Below are 25,473 nucleotides of genomic sequence, written 5' to 3' on the forward strand. Positions count from 1 at the left end.
ACCGCACACGCGCCGCGCGGCCGCCGTCGCATCCGGGGGACCGAGCCGGGACGATACGCTGGGCGCATGGGCTGGTTCAAGCGCACAACGGTCATGGGATTCGCGCGCGACACGGTGAAGAGGGCGGCGCTCGGTCTGCTGACGGCGCAGGGCGTGGTGATCGCCGGGCTCGTGGGCGTCGACGCGTATCAGAAACGGCGGCGCACCAGGCGCGAGGGATTCCCCCAGCCGGGCACGTTCCACACGAGGATCGCGGACACCGACACCACCGTCTACACGTACGGTGAGGATCTCTTCGACGCGATGATCGCGGCCATCGACGCCGCCGAGCACCAGGTGTTGCTCGAGACCTACATCTGGAAGGGCGACGCCGTGGGCGCGCGCTTCCGCGACGCCGTGAACCGTGCCGCCGAGCGCGGCGTGAAGGTCTTCGTGATCTACGACGGCTTCGCGAACCTGGTGGTGAACCCGCTGTTCTACCGCTTCCACCCGGGCGTCAACGCCTACCGCTTCCCCGTCCTCCGCCCCTCGATCGTCTTCACGAACATCCGCGGAACGGGCTTCGACCACCGCAAGGTCCTCGTGGTGGATGACATCGTGGGCTTCGTGGGCGGCTACAACATCGGCTCGCTCTACGCCACCAAATGGCGCGACACGCACCTGGAGGTCCGCGGACCGTCCGTGTGGGAGCTGCGCGAGGCCTTCGTCAGTCTCTGGAACCTGCGCGGCTTCCCCCGGCGCGAGCCGCTGCCGGACATGAGCGCCTCCTTCTGGGAACCGCGAATCCGCGCCGTCAACAACATCCCGGCTCACCTCGTCTTCCCGATCCGCGGCGTGTACCTCGACGCGATCAACCGGGCCCAGCGGCACATCTTCATCACCACGGCCTACTTCATCCCGGACCGGCAGATCCTCGACGCACTGCTGCGGGCGAGCCGGCGGGGCGTGGACGTCCGGGTGATCCTGCCCGAGGACTCCAACCACGTGATCTCCGACTGGTTGTCCCGCGGCTTCTACTCCTCGCTGATCGGTGCCGGCGTGCAGATCCTGCTCTACCAGAACTCCATGATCCACGCGAAGACGGCCACCGTGGACGGCGAATGGAGCACGGTAGGCACCGCGAACATCGACCGCCTGAGCCTCACCGGCAACTACGAGATCAACCTCGAGATCTTCGACCGGAACCTCGCCGCCACGATGGAGCGGATCTTCGACGTCGATTCCTCGAACAGCCGCATCCTGACGCGGGAGGAATGGGAGAGCCGGCACGTCGTTGCGCGCGCCAGTGAACTCATCCTCGCGCCGCTGCGCCCGTTCCTCTAGCCACCTCCAGCCGCCGCGCGGACCGGTCAGTCCGCCTCGCCCGCATCCGGGCGCGACGACGAGAAACGCTCCATGTAGCCCTCGTGCGAGGACGAGACGTGGCCCGCCATGAGGCGCTCGGCGTCGACGGCGTTCCCGGAATCGACCGCGGCCATGATCAGGCGGTGCTCGCCCCACGACTGCTTGCCGCGGTTGTCCACGTCCGCCGCGTAGAGCCACTCGATCTTCCCCGAGATCTGCCGCAGGAGCGCCGCGAGGGACGTGCTGCCGCTCAGTTCGGCGACACCGAGGTGGAAGCGGTTGTTGAGCTCCGGCAGGTCGCGGAGGGCTCCCGCCTGCACGGCGCGGTCGCCGTCGTCGAGCACCTCCGAGATGATCCGACGGGCCGTCCACCACTCGGCGTCCGGGCCGCTCCGCGCACCGGGCGCGAACTGCGCGGCGGCTCTGCGGGCCGCGCGGCGTGCGATGGTCGCCTCGATGATCCCGCGGACGGCGAAGAGGTCCTCGGCGTCGTCGAGCGGCACCTCCGCGACGGTGGAGCCCGCGTAGGGCCGTGAGTCGACGAACCCCTCCGCCTCGAGGGCGCGCAGCGCCTCCCGGACGGGCACGCGCGAGACCCCGTACTTCGCGGCGAGCGCCGCCTCGGTGACGCGCACCCCCGGGAGCAGGGCACCGAAGATGATGTCCCGCCGGATGGCCTCGAGGACACGCTGCGGTGCCGCCTCCTGGTCAGGCCGCAAATGCCGCTCCCGGGATGGCGCCGAGGAGTTCGCGCGTGTACTCCTGCTGCGGCCGTGAGAAGACGTCCTCCACCGTGCCGGCCTCCATCACGTCCCCCGATCGCATGACGACGACGCGGTGCGCGATCTGCCGCACCACGGAGAGGTCGTGGGTGATGAACAGGTAGGTGAGCCCCAGCCTCTCCTGCAGGTCGGCGAGCAGCGTGAGGATCTGGTCCTGGACGAGGACGTCGAGCGCCGACACGGCTTCGTCGCAGATGAGCAGTTCCGGCTCCAGCGCCAGCGCGCGCGCGATGGCCACGCGCTGCCGCTGCCCCCCGGAGAGCTCGTTGGGGCGCCGCTGCGCGACGGCACGCGGCAGGGCAACCTGGTCCAAAAGTTCGCCGACCCGCCGCTGCCGGCTCGCCCTGTCCCCCACCCCGAAGATCCGCAGGGGCTCGTCGATCAGGCGCTCGATGCTGTAGGTGGGATCGAGCGAGCCGTAGGGGTCCTGGAAGACGGGCTGCACCTTGCGGCGCAGGGCCCGGCGCTCCCCGCCGCGCGTGGTGGTCGGTGATGCGCCGTCGATCAGTGCCTCACCCGAGGACGCCGTCTCCAGCCCCAGGATGATGCGCGCCACCGTGGTCTTGCCCGATCCCGATTCCCCGACCACCGCCGTGGTGGTCCCGCGCTCGACGTCGAACGAGACGTCGTTCACGGCGCGGACCGTGCTGCCGCGCTGCCCGCGGAGCGCGAACTCCTTGACGAGGTTCCGCACCACGAGGATGGACTCCGACGCCTGCGCCGGTGCGTCCGCGAGGGGCTCGGCGTCGAGGGCCGCCGCGACGGACGGCGCTGCTGCGACGAGCTGCTTCGTGTAGTCCTCCTGCGGGTCCAGCAGGATCTGGCGGGGTGTCCCGACCTCGACGATCCGCCCCTCGGACATCACGATGATGCGGTCGGTGCGGTCCGCCGCCAGCCCGAGGTCGTGGGTGATGAACAGCAGCGACGTGCCGCGGGCGTCCACGAGGGACTGCAGGTGGTTGAGGATCTGCCGCTGCACCGTGACGTCGAGGGCGGACGTCGGTTCGTCGGCGATGAGCAGCTCCGGCTCTCCCGCGAGGGCGATGGCGATCAGCACGCGTTGCCGCATGCCGCCCGAGAACTCGTGCGGGTACTGGCCGTACCGCCGTTCGGCATCCGGGATCCCGGCCTCGGTGAGCAGCGCCACCGAGCGTCGCTTCACCTCGGCGCGGTCCAGCTTGCCCTCGGCCCCGAGGTCCCGCCGGGAGGCGACGAGGGCGTCGGCCACCTGCGGCCCGATCTTCATGGCCGGGTTCAGGTTGGACATCGGATCCTGCGGGACGAGGCCCACGCGCTGGCCGCGGATGGTCCGCAGCACCGGCTCGGAGGCGGTGGCGAGGTCCTCGACGTCGCCCCTGGTGCGGCCGGCTCCGAGCACGATGGACCCGTGGGTGATGCGCCCGCTGCCGGGCAGGAGCCGCAGGATCGCACCGATGGCGGTCGACTTGCCGGAGCCCGACTGGCCCACGATCGCCACCCGCTCACCCCGCCGCACGGAGAAGCCGATGCGGTGGAGCACGGGCGCGCCGGTGAAGGCGACCTCGAGGTCCGTGACCTCGAGAATGTTCTCAGCGTCCTGCAGCATAGCCCTGGACTCCTCGCGGGTTGGCGGCGGCGGACAACACACCGGTGGCATGGTCCCTGGACACGGAGGAGAGCCGCCCGAGCGACCAGTCCCCCGCTCGCGTGATGACGTGACCGCGGCGTTCGAGGTCGCTGATGACGTCCTCGCCGAGGCGGTCCTCGACGACGGCGCCACCCGGCTCCCACGTCCGGGGCCAGAAGGAGCCGGGGATCGACGTCGTGTGGAGCGACGGCGCGTCGATGGCCTGCTGGGGCGTGTACCCGCCGACGATCGTGCGGAGGATGTAGAGCAGCTGCCACTGGTCCTGCTGGTCACCTCCCGGGGACCCGAGGGCGACGACGGGCCGGCCGTCCTTCAGGATCAGGGTGGGGGTGAGCGTGGTGCGCGGGCGCTTGCCGGCCTCGAGCGTGGACGGGGCGCCCTCCTCGAGCCAGGTCATCTGCAGGCGCGAGCCGAGGCAGAACCCGAGCTCGGGGATGGTGGGCGAGGACTGCAGCCACCCGCCGCTGGGCGTCGCGGAGACCATGTTGCCGTGGGAGTCGACGACGTCGATATGGCAGGTGTCGCCGCGCGTCTCACCGCTGCGCGAGACCGTCGGCTCGCCGACCCCGGCGAAACCCGCGCCGCCGACGAGGGCGGGCGGCGTGTACTCGGTCCGCAGCGGCGGGGTGAAGGGGGTCCGGCCGGGTACGGTGCCCGGACGGAACTCGAGCGACGCCTCCTCGGTGATGAGCGCGCGCCGCTCTGCCACGTACTCGGCCGAGAGCAGGTACTCCAGGGGCACGTCGGCGTCGCCGTAGTAGGCCTCGCGGTCGGCGATGGCGAGCTTCTGCGCCTCGAGGATGGTGTGCGCGCCGAGTGCCGTGGACGGGTCGAGGCGGTCGTCGTCGAACCCGTCGAGGATCGCGAGGGTCTGCAGCAGGGCCGGGCCCTGGCCCCATGGTCCCGTCTTCGCGATGGTGTGGCCACGGAACTCCAGCGTGGTCGCCTCCTCGTAGCCCGCCTCGAAACCCGCGAAGTCCTCGACGGTGATGACGCCCGCGTGGTCGAGCCCCGAGGAGTGCCGGTGCGGGGTCCGCACGAACTCGGCGGCGGCCTGCGCCACGAGTCCCGTCCGCCACTCGAGCCGGGCGGCGTCGATGCGTTCCTCGCGCGTACCGCCGTCGGCCCCCGCGCCCACGAGCGAGCCGAGCACACGGGCGTACGCCTCGTTCCGGATCATCTCGCCCTCCCGCGGCGCCCTGCCCTCGGGCATCCAGAGCGCGGCCGAGGTGGGCCAGTGCTCGGTGAAGAGGTCCGCGACGGCGGCGATGGTGGCGCCCACCCGGCCGACGACCGGGTGGCCGTCGCGGGCGTACCCGACGGCGAAAGCGAGGACGTCCTCGAGCTCCCACGTGCCGTGGTCGCGCAGGAGCAGGAGCCAGGCGTCGACGGCGGCGGGGACCGCCGCGGCCAGGGCGCCGGCGCCCGGAACCAGCTCGAGACCCTCCGCGACGTAGTGCTCACGCGTTGCCGCGGCAGGAGCCGGGCCCTGCCCCATGAGGACCACCGGGCGCCCCGGCTCCTCGGCCGTGGCGAAGACTCCGGTCATGTCGCCACCGGGGCCGTTGAGGTGGGGCTCCACCACGTGGAGGACGAAGGCGCCGGCCACGGCGGCGTCGAACGCGTTGCCGCCGCGCTCCAGGACGGCCTGCGCGGAGGCGGTGGCCAGCCAGTGCGTGGACGCGCTCATGCCGAAGGTCCCCTGCAGGGTGGGGCGCGTGGTGAAGTAGGGAGGGGGCGTGTACGTCGTCTTCTCTGTCATGTGGGGGTTACTTCCGTGTGGTGTTCGTGGGGTCGAAGGCATCGCGCAGCGCGTCGCCGAACAGGTTGAAGGCCAAGCAGATCACGGCGATCGCGATGCCCGGGAAGATCGCCGCGCTCGGGGCGCGGAAGATGTACTGCTGTGCGTCGGAGAGCATGATGCCGAGGCTCGGTGTGGGCGGCTGGATGCCGAGACCGAGGAAGGAGAGCAGCGCCTCGCCGATCACGGCGACGGGCATGATGACCGTGGCCTGCACGATGATCGCCGAGGTGGCGTTCGGCAGCACGTGCCGCAGCATGATCCACGTGGGCGAGGCGTCCATGGTGCGGGCGCCGAGCACGAAGTCGCTCTCCTTGATGCGGAGCGTCTCGCCGCGGACCACGCGGATCATCGTGGGGATCTGCGCGATCCCGAGCGCGATCGCGGCGTTCGTGAGGCTCGGTCCGCTGATGGCGGCGAGCCCGACGGCGATGATGAGGAACGGGAACGCGAGGGTCACGTCGGTGAGGCGCGAGATGACGGCGTCGAACCCGCGCGAGTAGCCGGCGAGGAGCCCGAGGGGCGTCCCGACGACCACCGCGAGCAGCACGGACAGCACGCCGACCTGCAGTGAGGTCTGGATGCCGAAGAGGAGCCGCGAGAGGACGTCGCGCCCGAGATCGTCGGTACCGAGCGGGTAGCCGACGGTGAGGGGCTGCTGGAACGGGGTGTCGAAGTGCACCTGCGTGGGCGAGTAGGGCGCGAGGACCGGCGCGAGGACGGCGGCGAGCACCACCGCGACGAGCATGATGCCGCCCGTGATGCCGAGCGGGTTGTGGCGGAGCGAGGTCAGGATACGGCCGCGGCCCGAGCCGAGGCCCTGACCTCCGCCGGCGCCCGCTGCTGTGCCCGGGGGCAGTGTCTCTACGGCCATCAGTTGGCTCCTCCGACGCGGATCTTGGGATTGACCACCGAGTACAGGATGTCCACGGCGAGGTTGATGAGGATGTAGCTGACGGTGATGATGAGCACCACGGCCTGGATCACGGGGTAGTCGCGGGTGAAGACGGCGTCGAGCGTGAGCTTCCCGAAGCCCGGGAGCGCGAAGATGCGCTCCGTGACCACGGCGCCCGAGATGAGCCCGCCGAGCTGGAGACCCACGATGGTGACGACCACGATCAGCGAGTTGCGGAGCCCGTACCGCACGAGCACGCGGCCGCGGCCGAGCCCTTTCGCGCGGGCCGTCCGCACGTAGTCGGTGGTCATGGTCTCGATCATCGAGGCCCGGGTCTGGCGCATGATGACGGCGGCGAGACCGGTGCCGAGGATCAGCGCCGGCAGCGTGAGGTAGTAGAGCCCGCGCAGGGGTTCGGACATCACGTCCACGTACCCCGAGGCCGGGAACCAGCCGAGGATCACCGCGAGGTACAGGATGGCGAGGATACCGAGCCAGAAGTTCGGGACGGACAGGCCCACCAGCGCGAAGGCGTTCGCCACCCACTCGGGCCACCGGCCGCGGAACCGCTCGGCGATGACGCCGAAGACGATGCCGATGACCACGGCCACCACGATCGCGTAGGCCGAGAGCCACAGTGTGACGGGCAGTGTCGTGGCGATCAGCTCGGTGACGGGCGTGCCCGTGCGGGTCGACTCGCCGAAGTCGCCCCGGAACATGTTGCCCACGAAGGTGACGAACTGGGTGATCAGCGGCTGGTCCAGACCCATGTCCGCACGGACGGCGGCGAGCTGCTCCGGCGTCGCCTCCTCCCCCGCCATGGCGAGCGCCGGGTCCCCGGGGAGCTGGCGCACGCCGATGAAGACGACGATCGCGGCCAGGACGAGCGTGACCACCGACTGCCACAGCCGGGTGAGGAGGTAGCGGCCCATGTCAGTTCTCGCTCTCGGTGGTCGGCTCGATGAAGGCGGCACCGCTCAGGTGCACCACGCCGTCGGCGAAGGTCTCGACGCCGGCGATGTCGGTGCTGTAGGCGGTGAGGTTCCGCTGCCGGTACAGGTAGAGGATCGGGTTGTCCTGCTGCACCAGCTCGACCGCCTGCCCGTAGATCTCCGCACGTTCGTCGACGTCGTTCACCTGCGCGGCACTGGTCAGGAGGTCATCCACCGCCGGGTTGCTGTAGCCGGAGTAGTTGTTTCCACCTCCGGTGGACAGGAAGTTGAACATGTTGCCGTGGGGATCGATCCGCCCGGACCAGCCGAGCTGCAGCGCTTCGAAGTCGCCGCGCGACTGCACGTCGAGGAGCGTGGAGTACTCGACGGGCACCACGGTGAGATCGAAGCCGCCGTCGGCCACCGCCGCCTGCAGGGCCTGGCCGTAGCGGAGCGTGTCCGGGGTGTTCGTGACCTGCATCTCGATCGGGTACGGGGTCTCGACGCCGGCGTCCTCGAGGAGCTGCTTCGCCCCCTCGGGATCGTACGGCGGGCAGGCCTCGCTGAGGTCCGAGGCGTACGGGCTGTCCGGTGAGATCGGCGAGCATGCCGGCTCGAACCAGCTGTTGAACACCGTGTTGACGAGGGCTTCGCGGTCGATCGACATCGAGAGCGCCATCCGGATGGCGCCCTCCTGCGCGAGGGGCGTCTCGATGACTCCCGGCGGCTCCCCCGTACCCTCCGTGTTGCCGACGTTGACCGTGAGCGCCTGATACCCGAGGGATCCGACCTGCAGCACCCCCACGCCGTCCTCCCGCAGCAGCGCGTCGACGTCCTGCGGCGAGATGGTGTCCGCAACCTGGACGTCCCCTGACCTGAGATTCGCCGCCCTGATGTTGGCGTCCGTGATGATCCGGTAGGTGATGGTGTCGAGGTGCACGTTCTCGGCGTCGTAGTAGAGAGGGTCGCGCTCCACGGTGATGGAGGTCTGCGGCACGCGGTCCACGAACTTGAACGGGCCGACGCACACCGGGCTGAGCCCGAAATCGGCGCCCTGCGCCTCGATGGCCTGCGGCGAGAGCATCATGCCGGCGCGGTCCGCGAGCGCCGCGGTCAACGGGGCGAACGGCGTCTCGTAGGTGATCTGCACACGGTCCGGCGCCACGGCGCGGATGTCCGTGATGGGTCCCAGCTCGCTCTTGCGGGTGGACCCATCGAGCGTCAGGTGGCGCTCGATCGTCGCGCGGACGGCCTCGGCGTCGAAGGGCACACCGTCGGCGAAGACGGCGTCGGTCCGCACCGGGATGGTGACCGTCAGGCCGTCGGCGGAGACGTCCGGCAGAGCGGTGGCGAGCTGCGGGACGATCTCACCCTCGGCGTCGATGTCGTAGAGCTTCTGGCACATGGTCTGCATGACGTAGCGCGTGTAGAGGGAGGACGACGTCGTCGGGTCCAGCCTGTCGGGCTCCGCCGAGAGCGCCATCACGAGGTCCCCGCCCTCGCGGATGGTGGCGTCCCCGAGGGGGACGCTCGTGACGTCGTCGCGCACCGGCGCGGCCGGCAGCGGCTGGATGGGCTGGCACGCGGTCAGGGTGGTCAGGGCGACGGCGGCGGCGGCCACGAGGCGCGTCACACCGCCGGCAGGCGTGCCTCGACGGCGGACGCGCGGTGCGTGCTGTCTGCTGTGCTGCATGGGGTTCCTCACGGACGGGCGGGATGGAACTGCTTCTGCACCGTGACCGATTCCACATTGAATACAATCACTCGTACGACGATAAGCTTCGTATACATTCGTTTCAAGACTGTTTCCGAGGGGATACGTGAAGAAGAACCGGGTGGCGACGGATCGCCTTCATCTCTGGCTCATGCTGGCCCTGACGTTCTCGACCGGCGTGATCGACGCCGTCGGCTACCTGGGCCTCGACCGCGTCTTCACGGGCAACATGACCGGCAACGTGGTGCTGCTCGGCATGGCGTTCGGTGGAGGGGCCGACCTGCCCATCCTGCGACCGGCCCTGGCCCTCGTGTTCTTCATGGTCGGCGCGGCCCTCGCGGGCCGCCTGCTGCGCAAGGCCCCGGAGGGCTGGAGCGGCCGCACCTCGCTGGCCCTGCTGTCGGTCACCGTGGGCCTCGCCGCCCTCGCCGTCTACGTGGCGCTCGTCGACGTGCACGCCGAGGAGATCCTGGGCAGCATCACCACCTCGGTGCTGGCCGCCATGATGGGCGTCCAGGCCGCGACGGCCAAGCGTCTCAAGGTCGCGGAGATCACCACCGTTGTGGTCACCTCCACCATCACGGGCCTGGCCTCCGATTCCCGCCTCGCGGGCGGGAAGAGCCCGTTCTGGGCCCGGCGGTTCCTCGCCATCGCGCTGATCCTCGTGGGCGCCGTCGTCGGGGCCCTGACGTTGAGGGTGGACCTCTGGCTGGGCGTGGCGGTCTCCGCCGCGGTCTCCGCCGTCGTCACCCTCCTGGGCCACCTCCGGCACCGGCGCGACCGCCGTGACCAGCAGGCCGAAGGGGCAGGGAACGTCGCGGAAACCGCACTACGGTAGAACCATGGAACAGGTAGACCAGCAGTTCGCATTCCACCGCCTGGCCCGCTCGTGGCCCGCCTACCGCTGGTGGAAACCGCTGGTGACGGGCCTGCTCGGCATTGCGATCTACGTGGCCTTCACCGTGATCCTCATCCTGGTCTCCGCGGTGTTGGCGCTCGCCACCTCCGCCGACGCCGAGCAGTACCTCGACGCGGCGGCGGCGATCGACCTCAGCGACCCCGTGATCTTCGCGTTCACCCTGGCGTCGCTGATCCTCATGATCCCGGCGCTCGTCCTTGCCACCCTGATCATCGGCCCGAAGCCCATCGGCCTGCTCTCCTCCGTGACCGGGCGCCTCCGCTGGCGCTGGCTCGGGCTGTGCACGCTGGTGGCACTCGGGATCTACGCGGTCAGCCTTCTCGTCTCGACCGCCATCGGAGCCCTGTTCCCCACGGAGGCCGCGCCGATCCCGCAGCCCGACACCTCGACCATGGTGATCCTCCTCGCGCTCACGCTCCTGGCGGTCCCGTTCCAGGCGGCGGCCGAGGAGTACGTGTTCCGCGGCTACCTCATGCAGCTCGTGGGCAGCTGGCTGAAGCACCCCGTCTTCGCGATCCTGCTCCCGGTACCCCTCTTCGTGCTCGGTCACCTCTACGACCCGCTCGGGCAGGTGGACATCGCCATCTTCGCGATCTTCGCCGGCTGGATCACCTGGCGGACGGGCGGCCTCGAGGCGGCCATCGCCGTCCACGCCATCAACAACATGACCATCTTCGCCCTGGGGGCCCTGGGCCTCGTGGACGTCAATGCCTCGGAAGGGTCGATCGGCGGCCTTGTGGTGTCCGTCCTGACGATGGGTATCACGGCCTTCGTGATCGTGCGCCTCGCGAACCGGCGCGGCATCGAGCGGACGCGGACCGTGACCCCTCCGCCGGTCCAGCAGCCGTTCGGCGGTGCACCGGGCATGATCCCCTTCCCCGCGGGCGACGGCGTCTGGCACCAGAGCGCTCCCCAGCTCCACCAGGGCGCGGGCCGGCAGCCGGTTCCGGGGGCCGACACAGGTAGCCCGCGGTACGACCCCTCCCACACCGATCGCTTCCAGTACGACGCCTCGCAGTACGACCCCTCCCAGTACGACCCCGCGCGCTACGGGTCGGTTCGGGAGGCTCCTGCCCGGCAGGAGCAGGTGCGGAACGACGCCGGCGGCACGAACACGCACGCCGGCTCACACGCCATGCCCCGCGACCTGCTTCGCCCAGCGCCCGACGTGATGCGCGAAGCGGCGCCCGGCTCGAGTCCCCATGCGGCGCGCGATGCGTCCGCGTCCCCTGCCCGTTCACCGTTCGCGCGGCCCGATGGCACGGTCGAGTCCGGGGCGCCCGCCCAGGTGGAGACCGGGAGCGGTTTCGGCGACCGGAGGCACCCCTCCGGCCCGGTCTTCCCTCCCGGCCCCGGCCACCCCGCAGGCACACCCTTCCCCGCGGGCCCCGGATTCCCTGCCGCGGGCCCCACGTCAGGCGCGGCGAGCCCCTCCGGCGCCCGGGACACGGACGACGACGCGCAGACGACCAACCAGCGGGATGAGCACGGCGACGGGAACGGGCCGGCGTCCTGACCATGGAGGTGACGGGGCGCGCGCGGGCGTGGGACTGGGCGATCGGTGCGCTCGGGATGCTACTCCTGCTCCTGATCGGGGTCGCCGTGCTCTGGTTCATGGTGAGCACGCCGACCGGGAGCGAAGCCGGCGAGCGGACCGTTCCGACCGATTCGCCCGACGGCCCTGCGGCTGGAGCCCCCGCTGATCTTTCGGAGGACGAGGTGTGGTTCGGTGACCTCGTCCTCGACTCGGCGTCGGCCGTCGCCGCCGGCTCCGACCTCCGCGATGTCCGGGCGGTAGGCCGTGACGTCGTCTCCGGTCCCCGCGGGCTCGTCGCGCAGCAGCTGACGGTGGACGCCACGGTGCCGTTCGACGTCGTCGCGGACGAGCTCGGCGGCGGCGCCCGGATCCGCGCCGCGGAGGACGGGCAGGCGACGGTGGAGCGCAGCGTCGAGGCACTCGGGCGGGACCTGCCTGTCACCGCCACCGGCACCGTCGAGGTGCAGGGCGGCACGCTCGTGGTGGAACCCACGTCGATCGACGTCGGCGGGCCGGGGTTCCTCTCGGACGGGATCGCCGCCGTCGTCCGCAGGTTCGTGACCATCGAGCACCGCATCGAGGGCCTGCCGGAGGGACTCGAGCTGCAGGACGTCACGGTGCAGGAAGACGGCTTCCGTGCCACCCTGACCGGCCAGGACGTGACCCTGGGCCAGTGAGGCGCCGTGTGGGGCGAACCTGCGGAAAACCTGCGCACCGCCGCTCCGGCACATGTTCTAGGGTCAAAAGGAACCGGTCGGGAATCAGCGAGGGGCACAGTGCATGGCATGTGAGGGTTGCTCGACGTCCAGCAGGATGGACTTCGACTTCAGTATGGCGTTCCAGCCCATCTACGACGTGATCGACGACCGCGTCTGGGGCTATGAGGCGCTGGTGCGGGGGCTTCAGGGCGAGGGCGCCTTCGACGTGCTCTCGCGGGTGCTCCCCGAGCAGAAGTACCGTTTCGACCAGGACTGCCGGGTCAAGGCGATCGAACTGGCGTCGCGCCTGTTCCCCGCCGATCAGGACCTGAAGCTCTCCATCAACTTCATGCCGAACGCGGTGTACGAGCCGGCGGCCTGCCTGCGCGCCACCCTGCTGGCGGCCACGCGGTGCAACTTCCCGACGACGTCGATCATGTTCGAGTTCACGGAGGACGAGGAGGTCACGGATACCGACCACCTCATCAACATCATCACCGAGTACCGGAAGCAGGGCTTCACGACCGCGATCGACGACTTCGGGGCGGGTCACGCGGGCCTCGGCCTCCTGGTCGAATTCCAGCCGGACGTCATCAAGATCGACATGAAGCTCGTGCGTGGCATCGACGCCAGCCGCCCGCGTCAGGCCGTCGTGGCGGGGATCGTGGGCATCGCCCGGCAGCTGGGGATCACGGTGCTCGCCGAGGGCGTCGAGACGGAAGCGGAGTTCCTGTTCCTGAAGTCCCAGGACATCCGCCTCTTCCAGGGCTACCTGTTCGCCCGGCCCGAGTTCGAGGCCCTCCCGGCTGTGCAGCTGCGGCCGGCACCCGAGATCAGCGCCGTGGCCTGACGCCGGGCGGTCGCGCGGAGCCTCAGCCCTCGACCCGGAGGCCCATGCTCTCGGCCAGGAAGGGCGCGAGGAGCTGCAGCTGGTACTCGTCGATCGTGGCACCGCGCAGTCCGTCGAGGCCGTTGATGCTGCGGAAGCTGCTCGTGCGGAGATCGGCGTCCTTGAGGGTGGCGCCGTCGAGCGTCAGCGTCCCGACCGTGCAGTCCTGCAGGGCGAGCCGCGTTGCCCGCGCGCCGGTGAGATCGAGCTCGCCGATGATGCACCCGCTCAGGAGCACGTCGGTGAGCGTGGCGGCCCTCAAATTCACGTAGTCGAGCTTCCCGCCGTCGAGGTGCACCGCGTCCAGCCGCCCGTCGTACAGCTCCGCCGAACCCCAGCGCGTCCCTCGGAGGGACGTCTCACGCCAGCTGCTGCGCGCAGCACGGAACACGGGCGCGAAGAGGTCCTCGATGGAGCACTCGACGAACCGCGCGCCCCGGAGCTCGGTGTCGTCGAGGGACAGTCCGCGGAACAGGCACTCCTGGAACGTGATGCCCGCGAGGTCCTCGCCGTCGAGCACCAGGCGGTCGTAGGACTCCCCCTCACGACGGTCGCCGTCGAGCAGCCGGGGTGCGTCGACCGCCGTCAGGTTGCGCGGTTCACGCAGGGACAGGCGCGGAGGCGCGGTGGCGCCGCGCGCGGATCGCGGTGGCAGGGGGATCTCCGATCGGACGTGCAGCGGTTCTGCGGGTGAGCTCCATCCAAGCACCTGCCACGGTCGAAACACTCCCCGCAGGGGCCGGTGACGCCCTACAGTGGTCGCACCCCGAATCCGCCCACGCGGCGGACCGCCACCGAGAACGGAGCCGCTCATGTCACGGACGAACAGCACAGCGAGCGCCACGGACGGGCAGGACGCCTCGCTCCTGAAGGTCCTCGGCAACTGGGACGCGCTCGCCCTGGGCTTCGGCGCGATGATCGGCTTCGGCTGGGTGGTCTTGACCGGCGGCTGGATCGCCTCGGCCGGTACGGGCGGCGCGGTCCTGGCGATGGTGACGGGCGGGATCATCATGGGCGTCGTCGGCCTCACCTACGCGGAACTGACGGCCGCGATGCCGAAGGCCGGCGGTGAACACAACTTCCTGCTGCGCGGGATGGGGCCACGATGGTCCTTCGTGGGGTCATGGGCCATCACGGGCGGGTACGTCACGATCGTGGCGTTCGAGGCCGTGGCTCTCCCCCGGACGGCCGAGTACATCTTCCCCGGCCTGAGCCGGATCCCGCTGTGGACGGTCGCCGGTGACGAGGTGCACCTCACGTGGGCGCTCGTGGGTGCCGTCGCCGCCGTGGTGATCACCCTGATCAACATCCGCGGCGTGAAGATCGCCGGTGCCGCGCAGACGTTCGTGGTCATCTTCCTCCTCGTCATCGGGCTCGTCCTCGTGGTCGGGAGTTTCACGGGCGGCTCGACGGCGACCATGCAGCCCTTCTTCACGGGCGGTTCCGCCGGGTTCTTCGCCGTCCTCGTGGTGGTGCCGTTCCTCTTCGTCGGCTTCGACGTCATCCCGCAGTCGGCGGAGGAGGTGAACATCCCCGCCCGGCAGATCGGCCGCCTCGTCGTCGTCGCGGTGGTGCTGGCCACCATCTGGTACGTGATGACCATCCTGACGACGGCGTCGGCCATGCCCGCGAGCGAGCTCGCGACCGCTGACATCGCGACGGCGGATGCGATGGGCACCATGTTCGGCTCGGGGATCGCGGCGAACATCCTGATCGCCGGGGGTATCGCGGGCATCCTGACGTCCTGGAACTCCCTCCTGCTCGGGGCGTCGCGCCTCATGTACTCGATGTCGCGCTCCGGCATGCTCCCCCGCTGGTTCGGCGTGCTCCACCCGACCTACCGCACGCCGGTCAACGCGCTGATCTTCATCGGCGCGTTGTCCTTCCTGGCGCCCTTCTTCGGTACGCAGATGCTCGGCTGGCTCGTGGACTCGGGCGCCCCGAGCATCGTGCTCGCCTACATCCTCGTGTCGCTCGTCTTCGTGATCCTGCGGCGTCGCGAGCCCGGCATGGACCGCCCGCTCCGCGTGGGCGGCGCCGGGAACGGCGGCACGGTGATCGGCTGGATCGCCGTCGTCCTCTGCGTGGCCCTGCTCAGCCTGTACCTGCCCGGGATGCCCGCGGCACTGACGCCCCCGCCGTGGATCCTTTTCGGCCTGTGGTGGGTGCTCGGCATCGTGTTCCTGCTCCGGATCCCCCGCGGGATCGTACCGGGGCACGACGCCGAGGAGCGGTTGCTCGCCCGGCTCGCCGACCGCCCGTGACCCCTCGGTGCACCGGGACCACCGTGCTTTACTGGGGTCATTCATCAGCTTCGGGGGAGGACGATCGATGAGCACGGACCAGCAACCGGCTTCGTACGATCCGCGCTACGACGGCATCTACCAGCGCGGCGGCACCTCGTCGACGCAGGCAACGCCGCAGCCGGACCACGCGCCATCCGCACCGCAGCCTGCACGGACTGCAGCGTGGTCGTCGACTCCCCCGGCGGACGAGGATCTGCCCGCGGCCCCGCGGGAGGCGGCGCGGGAGGCACCGCCCGTCGCGCCGTCGTCGTACTCCTCGCCTGCCCCGCTCGGACGTCGGGACGGCACCGCCTCCTCGCCGTCGATGATCCGTGAGGTCGGTGCCGCATCCGCCGTGACCGAGTCGCGGCTCCGGAACCCGTTCGACGTCTGGGTGTGGGCCGTGGCCGCGGTCCTGACCGCGCTCGGCATCTACTTCATCTCGGCGCCGATCGCCTCAGCCGAGGAGTATGCGGAGGCGATGATGGCGCAATCGGGCACCACTGCGTTGATCAACCCCTGGTACAACTACACGATCAACGTCGCCCCGACGCTCATCCTCCTGGGCGTGGGCACCGCCGTCGTGCAGCTGTTCGTGCTGTCGCTCCGCCACACCGCCCGCGCCTCCGCGACCCGCTGACCGGCGCCCGAAGCGGCAAGGGCCCGAACGCCCGTCGGCGCAGCGTCTACCCGTGGTTGCGCTGCGCAGCCACGGTCACTGCGATCGCGACGGCAAGCAGCGGCACGACGATGATCCCCATCTGGAGCATCGACCAGCCGAGAGCCAGGAACAGCAGGACCGCCAGCAGCAGCACCGCCCACACGGCACCGGCCAGAGGCGCGTTCGAGAACTTCCTGAACCCGGTTCGTTCCATGTCACATCTCCTCGCGAGTGCTCGTGCGAGTCAGCCGAAGCACGACGCAGCGGCGCCCGTCATCCCACCGAAAATACCGCCGCCGATCAGGCCGACGGCGCCTGCACCGACCGTACCGACGATCGGCAGGGTCACCGTACCCGCGGCCGCGCCTCCGAGTCCACCGGCGACGGCGCCCGCACCGGCGCCCGCACCGTACCGAGTGCGCACTGAGCCGGATTGACGTCGGCCGTGGAAGCGGCAAGCGAGGACGTCGGCGCCGTCGACTGTGCCGGGTCGACGACGGAAATGATCAGCTGTCCGGCTGCGGTCTCCTCGTGGGCCAGGGTCACGGTTGTCCCCCGCGCGTCGGAGGTCTGAGTGGGGAGGGTCTCCGTCAGCCCGGTCGAAACGTCCGTAGCGGTTGCCACCCCCGCAGCCGAGACGTCGAAGGTGTAGTCGCTCGACCCAAATCCGAGTTGACTGTCATTGAGCTCGTAGTACGTCATGGTGGGCGCGGCGTCGGTGGACGCAACCCCGTCGGCGGGCGTCTCGTCCGGGGCGCCGCGAACGCAGCAGTGCCGATCATGGAGGATCCCATCACGGATCCGGCGATAACAGCTTTGGCCACAAGGTTCTTCATCAGGTCCTTCTCCTCCGCGTTGTTCAGCGGCGCGCGCTCGCTCAGACACGGGCAAACAACGCACCACCATGCGGGTGTCATCGGTAACTCAGGAAGAATATTCCGATTCGGAATGTCCATTGACTCAGCAAATCCTCCCGACCAACGCTCGTCACGAAAGCATTCCGAGTGATCGTTCGGCCAATCTCTCAGAGTGCATGTACAGATAATTCCCAGCAGATTCTTTGGTCGGTCCGCTGCCGCCGGAAGCGACGAGAGCGCTGCTCCGGAACCGCTCGGCCGTAGGGTGGAGGGCATGGAATCCCCGATCGAGACCTACCTGCGGACCATCCACCGGGAGATCTCGGATCTCAAGGACGGCAAGCCCTACAGCACCATCCCGGCGATGGCGAACGTGGATCCGGACAACTTCGGCATTTGCCTGACCACGGTGGACGGCTACATGTACGAGGTGGGTGACACGCGCGAGGAGTTCACCATCCAGTCCATCTCCAAGCCCTTCACGTACGGCCTCGCCCTGGCCGATCTCGGCATGGACGCGGTGGACGAGAAGGTGGACGTGGAGCCCTCGGGCGACTCGTTCAACGAGATCTCGCTCGCACCCGGCACGGGCCGCCCGTCGAACGCCATGATCAACGCGGGAGCGCTGACCGCAACCTCGCTGGTGCAGTCGCGTGGCGGGAACCGCCGCTTCAAGCGCATCCTGCGGACCTACTCGGACTTCGCGGGCCGCCAGCTCGGCGTCAACGAGGAGGTGTTCAACTCCGAGCTGGAGCACGGCCACCGGAACCGTGCGCTCGGCTACCTGCTGCGCTCCTTCGGCATCATCGAGGCCGATCCCGAGCCGGTCATCGCCGACTACTTCCGCCAATGCTCGGTGATGGTCAACTGCATGGACCTCTCGGTGATGGCCGCGACGCTCGCCAACTCGGGGCGGAACCCGATCACCGGCGTCGAGGCGATGGACCTCCTCGCCGTCGAACGCGTGCTCTCCGTCATGACCACGTGCGGCATGTACGACGACGCCGGCTCCTGGATCAGCACCGTCGGCATGCCGGCGAAGAGCGGTGTGGGCGGCGGCACCATCGCCGTCCTACCCGGCCAGGTGGGGCTCGCCGTCTACTCCCCGCCGCTGGACGAGCACGGCAGCAGCGTGCGCGGCATGGCCACGAGCCAGCGGCTCTCACGTGACATGGAACTGCACTTCGTGCGCGCGGCACGGGCCGGGAAATCCGCCATCCGCGCCACCTACGACATCACGGCGGCTCCCTCGGGCATCCGCCGGAACGACGACGCCATGGACCTCCTGCGCGACGAGGGCCATCGCGCCATGGTGATCGAACTCAACGGCGACCTCCTCTTCGCGGGCACGGAATCGATGGTGCGTGAGCTCAGCGGGCTCGACGACGACGTGGACTTCGTGGTGCTGGACCTCCGCCGGGTGGACGAGGTGGCGGACGTCTCGCTCAGGCTGCTCGGCGAGGTCCGCAAGAACCTCGCCAAGGTGGACTGCGACCTCGTGCTGATCGACGGCGAGGGCACGCTGGCGGAGACCTTCAAGCACGTGGACCGCCCCGTACCCACGTTCGACACCCGGACCGCCGCGGTGGAGTGGTGCGAGAACGAGCTGATCCGCCGGTACGGCAGCGATCTGATCCTGCCGGCCGAGGTGGAGGTGGCCCAGTGCCCCGCGCTCAGCCCGCTCGAGGAGGACGACGTCCGTGCGCTCGCCGCCCGGATGGAGGACCGCAGCTACGAGAAAGGCCATGTGGTGCGCCGCGTGGGGCAGTCCTTCGGCGGTGTGTTCTTCATCCTCTCGGGGAAGATCGTCACGTCCGTACCCGGGCCGAGCGGCGAGCGTCTGAAGCTGACCACCCTCAGTGCCGGCATGACCTTCGGCGAGCTGGCCCTCGGCAGCGACGACCGCCAGGAGACCACGGTCAAGGCCCTCGAGGACGTCCGGGTGAAGGTGCTCACGGCGCAGGCCATCAGGACGCTCGAACGCGAGGACCCGCGCCTCGCCGTCGAACTGTGGAAAGCCCTGACGCGGGATGCCTACACGCGCGTGGACCTGTACCTGCGCGAGACCGCGGTCAGGATCCGCGACTAGCGGTCCGGACATCAGTTGCCTGAGCGGGTAGCGGGCTCGGCGTCGGGCCCGCCACCTAGACTGGCCCCGGACCGACGGGGACCACTCTGGACCATTGGCAACCACCAGCACGAGCACGAGGAACGGGACGCATCCGATGACGGTACTGATCGCGGGGTGCGGGGACCTCGGCACGGAGGTCGGCCTGCGGCTGGCCGCGCGGGGCGAACGTGTGATCGGCTGGCGGCGCTCCGCCCATGTACTACCGCAGGCGATCGAGGGCGCGAGCGTTGACCTCACCGGAACCCTGCCGCGCATCCCCGGGGACACGGACGTGGTGGTGATCGCCACCGCGGCGGGCGGGCGCACGGAGGAGGCCTACCGCAGCGCCTACGTGGACGCGACCGGTAACGTGCTGGACGCCCTGGAGCGCGACGGCGTACAGCCGCGGCGCGTGCTCTTCGTGAGCTCGACGGCGGTCTACGGGGACTTCGACGGCGGCTGGGTCACCGAGGACTCGCCCGCCGAGAGCACGGCGCCGACGGCCCGGCTGGTCCGCGAGGCCGAGCAGGTGCTCCTCGCGCGCAGCGACGCCGGGACAGTGCTTCGGCTCTCGGGGATCTACGGCCCCGGGCGCACCCGCCTGATCGACCAGGTGACCGGCGGCTCGGCCCGCCTGCCCGTGGAGCCGCAGTGGACCAACCGGATCCACCGGGACGACGCCGCCGCGGCGATCGTGCACCTCGTCACGGGCATACCCGCACCGGCCCGGATCTACCTCGGGAGCGACGAGCTACCCGTGGACCTCGGCGAGGTGCTCCGGTTCCTCGCCGCCGAACTCGGCCTGCCCGCACCGGCGCCGGGCGAGGCGTCGTCCACCCGGGGTGGTGCGCGCCGCGTGGACAGCAGCCTGCTGCGCTCCACCGGTTTCTCCTTCACCTACCCGACGTACCGCGAGGGCTACCGGTCGGTGCTCGCGGGCGAGGGCGTCAGGCACCCGTGACGGCCGCGGCGGGCGTCCGTGCCTGCGCGGTGAGGCGCCCGAGCCGCACGAGCGACCACACGAAGATGGTCACCACGAGCACGTTGCGGAGCGTGAGCAGCACCGCGACGGCGGGGTTCAGCTCGTACCGCAGCGCGTCGTAGAACACCGGGTACACCAGGGTGGTCAGGCCGGCCGTCGCGAGCATGGCGAAGGCCGGGTACCGCCACTCGGCCGCCCGGTCGAGCACCAGTCCCGCGGCGATCACCGCGGTGATCCACAGCATGAACTGGGGCGATCCCACCTTGTTGAAGACCACGAGGGTGCTCACGAGCGCCAGTGACCCGGTGGCCAGCAGGGCTCCGGCCGGCGCGCCGCGGTGCAGGGCGACGGCGAGGAACGCGGCCACCAGCACCACCGTCAGGGCGAGCAGCGGCGTCATCAGATCCCCGACGAGACCGCTCAGCGCGCCGCGCACCTCCATGGTGTTGATGACCTCGTCCTCGAAGAAGTAGGCGCCCGAACTCCCCGTGATCGCCTGCCACACACCCGGAGTGCTGAGCGGGGCCTCGAGCTGCATTCCACGTGCGCCCTGAGCGGTGAGGAATCCGGTGAGGTTGCCGACGTCCCCGAAGATCGCGACGACCACCGCGATCCCCGCGGTGAGCGCGACGCCCGCCGCGAGGATCCGCAGCCGTCCGCGCCGCACCACCACGAGGGCGGCCAGCACGACGGCGGCCGGCCACACCTTGATCCAGGTGGCCGCGCTGAGCAGGAGGGACGCGGCGAACGGGCGCGCGGCGACGATCAGCAGCCCCAGGATCACGAGCGGGGCGGTGAGGCCGTCGATGCGGCCCACGGCCACGGGCCCGAGCAGCGCCGTGGCGGTGAGCCACCAGTAGGCGGCGGTGTACGACGACGGCGTGCCGCGCCGCAGGAGGGCCGAAGTACCGACGGCGTTGAGCCCGGCGAAGAGCAGGAACCAGGTGAGCTGGTAGAGGTAGGGCCCGAACACGGCCGCGAGCACCATGGGGACGAGTGCCCCGACCGGGTAGACCCACGCGGTGTCGACGCCCTCCCAGACGCCGTCGCCCAGCGCGGCGAAGGCCCACTGCCGGTAGAACCGGACGTCGCTCAGCACTCCCCCGCTGACGACGAAGGGGATGAGGCGGGCGAGGAACCCGACGTGGATGATCGCGAAGAAGAGCCAGACCGTGCGGGCGCTGTTGCGGGTCTCCGGTCGGGGCAGTCGGATGCGCACTGATGGCTCCTGGTCGGCGGGCGGCGGCAGCGGCAAGTGTCTCACCCGGCGCGCCGGCCGTGCGAATCCCGGCTGCTACGGCGCGCGGAGTCCGAGCTGGGCGGCGAGCCGGTCCACCGTGTAGGCGTACAGCGCGTCCCGGTCTGCGAAGGTGTCCGCCCCGTACTGCCCGAACACCTCGAAGGACACCGCGCCGAAGAGGGCGGACCACGCCTGGACCGTCGCCGCGATGGCGGAATCGGGTGCGCCGAGGGACAGCTGGTCGCGGATGGCCTGGAAGTCCCCGGCGAGGGTGGGGGGCGCGACGCCGTCGATCGGCAGGACCTCCCCCGCCGTCCAGGCCTCGTCCATGGTCCGGGCGAGCAGCGTGATCACGCGGGTCCCCTGTTCCACGGTGCGCTCCGGCGCTCGGTACCCGGGGACCGGGCTGCCGAACAGCAGCGCCCAGCGGGAGGGCTCGCGCAGCGCCCAGGTGCGCACGGCGTGCGCGAGCGCGCTGAAGCGGTCGACGCCGGCTCCACCTGCCGCCGCGACGGCGGCGTCCACCTCGTCGCCGAGCTCCGTGTAGGCGTCGACGACGAGCACCGTGAGGAGTTCGTCGCGGTTGGCGACGTACCGGTACACCGCGGAGGAGACCACCCCGAGTTCGCGGGCCACGGCGCGCAGGGACAGCGCGGCGGCACCGACCTCCGCCAGCTGCTGACGGCCGATCCTGGTGATGTCCTCGAGCGTCCGCTCCCGGGCGCGTTCGCGTGGTGTTCCTGGCATGACCCCACTGTGGCAGCGGCATCAGAGCAGTGTCAACAAATGAGAGCAGTGCTCTTGACTTCGGGTGAGGAGGCGCTCACTCTTGATTGTGAGAGCACCGCTCTCGCTTTCCCCTCAGCTTCGCCCTACAGAAGGACATGCCATGACCCAGTACGTCGTCACCGGAGCAGGACCCGTCGGCTGGACCGTCGCCGAGCAGCTGGCGGAGCGCGGACACACGGTCCGGATCCTCACCCGATCCGGGACCGGGCCGGACCACCCGCTCATCGAGAAACTGCGCGTGGACGCTTCGGATCCCGTGGCCCTCGGAGCCGTCGTCGCCGGGGCCACTGCCGTGTTCCACTGCATCCATGGCAGCGCCTACTCGGCGGCGGCGTGGGAACGGGAGCTGCCCGCCGCGGAGGCCGCGGTGCTCGAGGCGGCAGGGCGGCAGGGCGCCGTGGTCGTCTTCCCGGAGGGTCTCTACTCATACAGCCGCCCCGATCAGGTCATGACCGAGACGTCCGAGCGAGCCGCGACCGGCGGCAAGCGCGGCGTCAGGACGGCCCTGCTCGCGGCGCGCGCCGCATCCACGACGGACACCGTCTCGGTGGTCGCCGCGGACTTCTTCGGTCCGCGGGTCCGCACGGCGCACGCCGGGGAACGCATGATCCTGCCCCTCCTCGACGGCAAGCGCATCCAGGTCATCGGTGACCAGGACGCCCCCCACTCGTTCACCTACGTCGCCGATCTCGCCGCCGCGATGATCGCCGCGGCATCCCTTCCGCGTGAACGGGACCGCGTGCTGCACGCACCGACCCTCCCCGCGCTGTCGCAACGGTCGATGTCCGCGGCCTTCGCCCGGGCAGCGGAGATCAACCCGCCGAAGGTCTCCGCCGTGCCCGCGTGGCTGGTACACGTCCTCGGGACCGTCATGCCCTCCATGCGGGAGCTCGCGGAGATGGTGTACCAGTTCGACCGCCCGTTCGTGATGGACTCCACCGCGTCGGAGCGGACGCTCGCTCTGGCCCCGACAGCGATCGACGAGGCCGCCACGAGGACCGTGCGGTGGTGGCAGGAGGAGCGCGCGACGTCGTCGCACGCGAGCCGCTGAACGGGCCGTTCAGACGGCCAGGCGGTTGAGGCGGTCAGCCCGTCGGTGCCGGACGCTCAGCGCGAAGACGGGACGAAGCCCAGGCGCTTGTCGACCACGCCGGTCAGGGGCTTGCCGTCGCGCCAGAGCAGCAGGTTGCGTTCGAACTGCGCGGCGAGCTGGTCCAGCCAGGACCCGGCGTTGCTGGCCAGGTGTGGTGTCACCAGGACCGTGGGCAGGGACCACAGCGGGTGCGCCGGGGGCAGGGGTTCGACGGCGAACGTGTCCAGGACCGCCCCGGCGAGCGCGCCGGAGCGCAGCCGTTCCACGAGGGCGTCCTCGTCCAGGAGCTTCCCCCGGCCGGCGTTGATCACCACGCACGAGGGCTTGAGCGCGGCGAGCACCGCGGCGTCCACGAGGTTCTCCGTCGCCGGGGTCAGGGGTGCGAGGAGCACGAGCCAGTCGGCCCCGCCCGCCACGTGCCGCAGGTCCGCGGACGCGTGGATCCGGCCGAAGTCGTCGTCGTGCTCCCTCGCCGTGCGGCCCACACCCTCCACGTGGACGCCGACGGCGCGGAGCAGCTGCGCGGTGCGGCGCCCGATGCTCCCGGTGCCCACCACCAGCGCCGTGGTCCCTGCCAGGGTGCGGCCCTCCTGCCAGGCCCAGCGTGCTTCGCGCTGGGCGTCGCGCAGCGGACCGAAGCCCTTCGCGGCGTGCAGCATGGCGCCGAGCACGTACTCGGCCATGGGCTGGTCGAACACGCCGTGCGCGTTGGTGACCACGACGTCGGACTCCACGAGCTCGGGGAAGAGGAGCTTGTCCACGCCCGCGGCGGCCACGTGCAGCCACCGGAGCGACCCCGCGGCATGCCAGGCTGCGGGCAGCGCTCCGGAGAAGTAGTCCCAGAGGTAGAGGACGTCGGCACCGTCGAGGGCCGCGGCGAGGCCGTCCGCCGTCGTGACCCTGACCTCCGCCCGCTCGGCGACGCGCTCGAGGCCGCGCACGGGGCGCGCCCCCTGCAGGACGGCGACGACCGGCCGCTCAGGCACCCTGCGGCTCCGCGCGGTGCCCCACCGGTCCGGAGTCCGTGAGGTCCTGGCGCTCGCCGGCGTCGGGCCCGGGATCGGGCGGGACCGCGTTCGGGTCCCCCGAGGCGACGCCGGTCTCGGGCCGGTTCTCGATCGACTGGTCCCGCAGGTAGCGGAGCACCACGATGCCCACGGCCGTGGTGGGCACGGCGAGGAAGGCGCCGATGATCCCGAACAGCGTGCCGCCGGCCGTCACCGAGGCGAGCACCACGGCCGGGTGGATCTCCAGCGTGCGCCCCACGAGCAGCGGCTGGATCAGGTTGCTCTCGAGCTGCTGCACCAGCACCACCAGGCCGAGGACGGTCAGGGCGCTCACCCAGCCGTAGGCGAGGAAGGCCACGAGCGTTGCGACGAGACCGGAGACGATCGCCCCGACCACCGGGATGAACGCGGCGAAGAACACGAGGACCGCCAGCGGGATGGCCAGCGGGATGTCCAGCAGCACCAGGCCCAGCCCGATGAACACGGCGTCCACGAGCGCCACCGTGGCCTGCGCCAGAATGTAGGAGGAGAGCGCCTTCCACGTGCCGCCCGCGATCGTCGAGGCGTGCGCGAACGCCGTCGAGTTGGTCCAGCGGGAGGCCCACGGCATGAAGCGGTCGCCGTCCTTCAGGCAGAAGAACGTGAACACGAGCGCGAGGAGCACCACTACGGTGCCCGAGGTGAGCTCCCCCAGCCCGGTGGTGATGCCCGTGACCACGTTGCCGGCGTTGGCCTGGAGCTGCGTGAGCGCGGTGTCCACCACGGTGTCGAGGTCCGAGAGCTGGAGGTTCAGCGGCGGGCCGGCCGCGAAGTCGGCGAGGTCGGCGATGTTGTCCCGGGCCAGACCGGAGAGCTCCGTGATGCCGCTCGCGATCGCGGGGATGGTCAGCGCACCGATCCCCACCACCACGCCGATGAAGCCGATCAGGGTCACGAGGGCCGCGAGGACCTTCGGCAGGACGCGCCGGAGGATCCGGTTGAGCGGCCACAGCACCGAGGCGAGCAGGAGCGCGAACAGGGTGGGCAGCACGATGGACCAGAGCGTCTTCGTCACGTACCAGAGGATCACGAGCCCCGCGATGACGATGATGCCGCGGCCGGTCCAGGCTGCGCTGACCCTCAGTCCGTCCGCGAAGGCTCCGGGGCGGAAGCGCCGCGCCACCGAGGAGCCGTGCGACGCCGGGACGGGAACGGGCCTCGGGCGCAGGCGCCGGCGCTTCCGCGCGGGTTCGGGAGGGTGTTGGTGCTCGGGCGCACCGGTCTCGTCAGCTGTCACGAGTTCATCCTGCCCTAGTCGGGGAAGCCGCCGGG

Annotated in this window: 23 protein-coding genes; 10 read left to right on the forward strand and 13 right to left on the reverse strand. The window is 70.6% G+C overall.

Annotated elements, in window-relative coordinates; genetic code table 11:
• Positions 1 to 66: 66 nt before the first annotated feature.
• Positions 67 to 1,323, forward strand: a complete 1,257-nt coding sequence (locus tag AC4D12_RS12880; RefSeq protein WP_490950329.1) for a phospholipase D-like domain-containing protein — start codon at positions 67 to 69, stop codon at positions 1,321 to 1,323.
• A 26-nt stretch (positions 1,324 to 1,349) separates the two neighbouring features.
• On the opposite strand, the gene AC4D12_RS12885 is transcribed toward AC4D12_RS12880, so the two are convergent.
• From AC4D12_RS12885 to AC4D12_RS12910, 6 genes are read right to left on the reverse strand one after another with little or no spacing between them, the layout of a single operon-like run.
• Complete coding sequence (locus AC4D12_RS12885) at positions 1,350 to 2,063, reverse strand: GntR family transcriptional regulator (RefSeq protein WP_490950330.1); 714 nt, start codon at positions 2,061 to 2,063, stop codon at positions 1,350 to 1,352.
• Positions 2,053 to 3,711, reverse strand: coding sequence for a dipeptide ABC transporter ATP-binding protein (locus tag AC4D12_RS12890; protein WP_490950331.1), 1,659 nt, complete (start codon positions 3,709 to 3,711; stop codon positions 2,053 to 2,055). Before AC4D12_RS12890 ends, AC4D12_RS12885 begins: the two co-directional genes overlap by 11 nt.
• Complete coding sequence (locus AC4D12_RS12895) at positions 3,695 to 5,515, reverse strand: gamma-glutamyltransferase family protein (protein WP_490950332.1); 1,821 nt, start codon at positions 5,513 to 5,515, stop codon at positions 3,695 to 3,697. The genes AC4D12_RS12890 and AC4D12_RS12895 overlap by 17 nt, the downstream gene beginning before the upstream one ends.
• A 7-nt stretch (positions 5,516 to 5,522) precedes the next feature.
• On the reverse strand, positions 5,523 to 6,428 hold the full coding sequence (locus AC4D12_RS12900; protein ID WP_490950333.1) for an ABC transporter permease: 906 nt from the start codon (positions 6,426 to 6,428) through the stop codon (positions 5,523 to 5,525).
• The gene (locus AC4D12_RS12905; RefSeq protein ID WP_490950334.1) at positions 6,428 to 7,381 is read right to left on the reverse strand and encodes an ABC transporter permease; all 954 of its coding nucleotides are present in this window, start codon (positions 7,379 to 7,381) and stop codon (positions 6,428 to 6,430) included. Before AC4D12_RS12905 ends, AC4D12_RS12900 begins: the two co-directional genes overlap by 1 nt.
• 1 nt (position 7,382) lies before the next feature.
• On the reverse strand, positions 7,383 to 9,074 hold the full coding sequence (locus AC4D12_RS12910; RefSeq protein WP_490950335.1) for an ABC transporter substrate-binding protein: 1,692 nt from the start codon (positions 9,072 to 9,074) through the stop codon (positions 7,383 to 7,385).
• Between the two features lie 127 nt (positions 9,075 to 9,201).
• Between AC4D12_RS12910 and AC4D12_RS12915 the strand changes: the two genes are divergently transcribed.
• The 4 genes from AC4D12_RS12915 to AC4D12_RS12930 all read left to right on the forward strand — a co-directional run bounded on the left by AC4D12_RS12915 (position 9,202) and on the right by AC4D12_RS12930 (position 13,099).
• Positions 9,202 to 9,933 (forward strand): YoaK family protein, encoded by a 732-nt coding sequence (locus AC4D12_RS12915; protein ID WP_490950336.1) that lies wholly within the window; start codon positions 9,202 to 9,204, stop codon positions 9,931 to 9,933.
• Positions 9,934 to 9,937: 4 nt separating this feature from the next.
• Positions 9,938 to 11,530, forward strand: a complete 1,593-nt coding sequence (locus AC4D12_RS12920) for a CPBP family intramembrane glutamic endopeptidase (protein WP_490950337.1) — start codon at positions 9,938 to 9,940, stop codon at positions 11,528 to 11,530.
• An 8-nt stretch (positions 11,531 to 11,538) separates the two neighbouring features.
• Complete coding sequence (locus AC4D12_RS12925; protein ID WP_490950338.1) at positions 11,539 to 12,228, forward strand: LmeA family phospholipid-binding protein; 690 nt, start codon at positions 11,539 to 11,541, stop codon at positions 12,226 to 12,228.
• 136 nt (positions 12,229 to 12,364) lie between these two features.
• Positions 12,365 to 13,099 carry an EAL domain-containing protein gene (locus AC4D12_RS12930; protein ID WP_490950339.1) on the forward strand — a complete coding sequence of 245 codons (735 nt, stop codon included), beginning with the start codon at positions 12,365 to 12,367 and terminating at the stop codon, positions 13,097 to 13,099.
• Positions 13,100 to 13,121: 22 nt separating this feature from the next.
• On the opposite strand, the gene AC4D12_RS12935 is transcribed toward AC4D12_RS12930, so the two are convergent.
• A complete protein-coding gene (locus tag AC4D12_RS12935; protein WP_490950340.1) occupies positions 13,122 to 13,847 on the reverse strand; it encodes a pentapeptide repeat-containing protein in 726 nt (241 codons plus the stop codon).
• Between the two features lie 103 nt (positions 13,848 to 13,950).
• Here AC4D12_RS12935 and AC4D12_RS12940 point away from each other — a divergent pair, with 103 nt between their 5' ends.
• Positions 13,951 to 15,402 carry an APC family permease gene (locus AC4D12_RS12940; protein ID WP_490950341.1) on the forward strand — a complete coding sequence of 484 codons (1,452 nt, stop codon included), beginning with the start codon at positions 13,951 to 13,953 and terminating at the stop codon, positions 15,400 to 15,402.
• A gap of 67 nt (positions 15,403 to 15,469) precedes the next feature.
• Positions 15,470 to 16,063, forward strand: coding sequence for a hypothetical protein (locus AC4D12_RS12945; protein ID WP_490950342.1), 594 nt, complete (start codon positions 15,470 to 15,472; stop codon positions 16,061 to 16,063).
• A 46-nt stretch (positions 16,064 to 16,109) separates the two neighbouring features.
• On the opposite strand, the gene AC4D12_RS12950 is transcribed toward AC4D12_RS12945, so the two are convergent.
• Together AC4D12_RS12950 and AC4D12_RS12955 are read right to left on the reverse strand one after the other, a co-directional pair.
• A complete protein-coding gene (locus AC4D12_RS12950) occupies positions 16,110 to 16,298 on the reverse strand; it encodes a hypothetical protein (RefSeq protein WP_490950343.1) in 189 nt (62 codons plus the stop codon).
• A gap of 30 nt (positions 16,299 to 16,328) precedes the next feature.
• Positions 16,329 to 16,508, reverse strand: coding sequence for a hypothetical protein (locus AC4D12_RS12955; protein ID WP_490950344.1), 180 nt, complete (start codon positions 16,506 to 16,508; stop codon positions 16,329 to 16,331).
• A 707-nt stretch (positions 16,509 to 17,215) separates the two neighbouring features.
• Between AC4D12_RS12955 and glsA the strand changes: the two genes are divergently transcribed.
• Positions 17,216 to 19,030, forward strand: a complete 1,815-nt coding sequence (gene glsA / locus AC4D12_RS12960; protein WP_490950345.1) for a glutaminase A — start codon at positions 17,216 to 17,218, stop codon at positions 19,028 to 19,030.
• A gap of 136 nt (positions 19,031 to 19,166) precedes the next feature.
• The gene (locus AC4D12_RS12965) at positions 19,167 to 20,012 is read left to right on the forward strand and encodes an SDR family oxidoreductase (RefSeq protein WP_490950346.1); all 846 of its coding nucleotides are present in this window, start codon (positions 19,167 to 19,169) and stop codon (positions 20,010 to 20,012) included.
• Here AC4D12_RS12965 and AC4D12_RS12970 read toward each other — a convergent pair.
• Both AC4D12_RS12970 and AC4D12_RS12975 read right to left on the reverse strand, forming a co-directional pair.
• On the reverse strand, positions 19,999 to 21,252 hold the full coding sequence (locus AC4D12_RS12970) for a glycosyltransferase 87 family protein (protein ID WP_490950347.1): 1,254 nt from the start codon (positions 21,250 to 21,252) through the stop codon (positions 19,999 to 20,001). The genes AC4D12_RS12965 and AC4D12_RS12970 overlap by 14 nt on opposite strands.
• A 75-nt stretch (positions 21,253 to 21,327) precedes the next feature.
• A complete protein-coding gene (locus AC4D12_RS12975; RefSeq protein WP_490950348.1) occupies positions 21,328 to 22,020 on the reverse strand; it encodes a TetR/AcrR family transcriptional regulator in 693 nt (230 codons plus the stop codon).
• A 142-nt stretch (positions 22,021 to 22,162) separates the two neighbouring features.
• On the opposite strand from AC4D12_RS12975, the gene AC4D12_RS12980 reads away from it, so the two are divergent.
• Positions 22,163 to 23,113: an NAD-dependent epimerase/dehydratase family protein gene (locus AC4D12_RS12980; RefSeq protein WP_490950349.1), complete on the forward strand. Its 951-nt coding sequence runs from the start codon at positions 22,163 to 22,165 to the stop codon at positions 23,111 to 23,113.
• Between the two features lie 56 nt (positions 23,114 to 23,169).
• On the opposite strand, the gene AC4D12_RS12985 is transcribed toward AC4D12_RS12980, so the two are convergent.
• Both AC4D12_RS12985 and AC4D12_RS12990 read right to left on the reverse strand, forming a co-directional pair.
• On the reverse strand, positions 23,170 to 24,141 hold the full coding sequence (locus tag AC4D12_RS12985) for a D-2-hydroxyacid dehydrogenase (protein ID WP_490950350.1): 972 nt from the start codon (positions 24,139 to 24,141) through the stop codon (positions 23,170 to 23,172).
• Positions 24,134 to 25,438: an AI-2E family transporter gene (locus AC4D12_RS12990; RefSeq protein WP_490950351.1), complete on the reverse strand. Its 1,305-nt coding sequence runs from the start codon at positions 25,436 to 25,438 to the stop codon at positions 24,134 to 24,136. The genes AC4D12_RS12985 and AC4D12_RS12990 overlap by 8 nt, the downstream gene beginning before the upstream one ends.
• Positions 25,439 to 25,473 lie beyond the last annotated feature (35 nt).

It is taken from the genome of Arthrobacter sp. TJ-266, from assembly GCF_058269115.1.